Raw genomic sequence first — 1,706 nt, 5'->3', positions numbered from 1 at the left:
GGCGCCTGCCATGACAGAAACTTCCGCCGATTCGTCCGCCTGCCAGAACAGCGCGGAGCCGCAATTCGAGCAGAAGCCGCGCTGCGCCTCTTCGCTCGACCGGTACCAACGGACCGCCTCGGTGCCATCAACCGAAAGAGCCGTGCGGGCCACGTTGACCGCGGCGTAATAAAACCCCGTCTGCCGGCGGCACTGCGAGCAATGGCAGCCGACCACGGGTCCTGGCTTCGCCGTCGTTGAAAATCGCACGGCGCCGCAAAGGCAGCCACCTGTATGCCGTTCGGCCATCATCGCTCTCCCGTTTATGACCGAATGTTGCCGCCGATCGCCCTTGGCGTCAAATCCATTCCGTTCAACGAAATCATCAGAAATCTTGAAAATCGCCGGCCTTATGCATGCTTGGTCAGCGCGAACACCTGTTGCTCGACGACAACAGCCGCCAACCTCATCTCATCCCGGCATTGAATCGCCGGCTATTGTCGGCGATACTTAAGGTCCAATTCATTCGACCCCCGGGAGACTGACATGAGAGCGACCCTGTCCGAACTGAAAGGAAACATCCCCCACAAGGACATTCAGCTTCATGAACATTCGGTTCTCCCGCGCGAGGAAAAGCTCGCGACGCCATAACCTCTTCCCGAGATTCTTCCGCGACAATGCGAATGCCGGCGACCGCGAGCGGCGTTGGTCGCGTATGCGCAAATTCCTCTCCTACTATCGTCCGCATTTGCCTTTGCTGCTGGCGGATCTACTTTGCGCCATCCTGGTCGCCGGCACGGCGGTCGCCCTGCCGCTCTGCGCCAACATCGTCACGAGCCGCCTTCTGGCTCTGCCCGACGCGCCACAGGCCTTCGCACACATCCTTGCAATGGGCGGCGTCATGCTGGCCGTGCTGGCGGTCCAGATCGTCGCCATCTTCTTCGTCGATTATCGCGGCCATGTGATGGGCGCGCGCATCGAAGCGACGGTGCGCCAAGAACTCTTCGAGCACTGCCAGAAGCTCTCGTTCAGTTTTTACGACCGCCAGCGCACCGGCCAGCTGATGAGCCGCATCACCAATGACAGCCTGTGGCTGGGTGAGCTCTTTCATCATGGCCCCGAGGATCTTTCCATCGCCGTACTCAAATACGGCGGGGCCATGCTGGTGCTGTTCTTCATCGATCCGCCATTGGCAGCTCTCATCCTGCTGCTCACTCCGGCGGCGGTCGCCTATGCGCTCTATTTCAACCGGCGCATGAACCGCGCGCTCGAAGCCAGCAAACGGCAGATCGCCGCCGTCAACGAGCGGGTGGAGGATGCACTTGCGGGCATCCGCGTCGTCCAGTCCTTTGCCAACGAGGCGCTGGAGAAGGAACGCTTCGCCGAGCAGAACCGGCGCTTCCTGCAAAGCCGCGCCGAGGGCTACCGCAGCGAAGCCTGGTTTTCGGTCGGCACCGAAACCTTCGCCCAGCTGGTAACCATATTGGTGATCATCGTCGGCGGCCTGCGCATCCTGGCGGCGGAGCTGACCGTGCCTGATATGCTGACCTTCCTGCTTTGTGTCGCCGTGCTGGTCGATCCCGTGCAGCGGCTGGCGAATTTCGTGCGCCTCTGGCAGGAGGGTTATACCGGCTTCGTCAGGGCCATGGAGATCCTGGAGATCGCGCCCGATATCACCGATCGGCCGGCGGCGCTTCCGATGCCGGCACCAAGAGGCGAGATCAGTT

2 protein-coding genes are annotated in these 1,706 nt (G+C 61.5%); one reads left to right on the top strand and one right to left on the bottom strand.

Annotation, left to right across the window (positions count from 1 at the left end; all coding sequences use genetic code 11):
- A partial coding sequence (locus FY112_RS00390) for a GFA family protein (protein WP_151517355.1) occupies positions 1 to 288 on the bottom strand: 288 nt, incomplete at its 3' end.
- A gap of 295 nt (positions 289 to 583) precedes the next feature.
- Between FY112_RS00390 and FY112_RS00380 the strand changes: the two genes are divergently transcribed.
- The coding region (locus FY112_RS00380; RefSeq protein ID WP_181018110.1) for an ABC transporter ATP-binding protein at positions 584 to 1,706 on the top strand (1,123 nt) is incomplete at its 3' end.

This window comes from Rhizobium sp. PEPV16, from assembly GCF_008919455.1.
In the GTDB taxonomy this organism is placed as follows: domain Bacteria; phylum Pseudomonadota; class Alphaproteobacteria; order Rhizobiales; family Rhizobiaceae; genus Rhizobium; species Rhizobium leguminosarum_Q.
The sequence above is the reverse complement of the archived record's forward strand: the minus strand, read 5'-3'. Positions and strand labels throughout refer to the sequence as shown.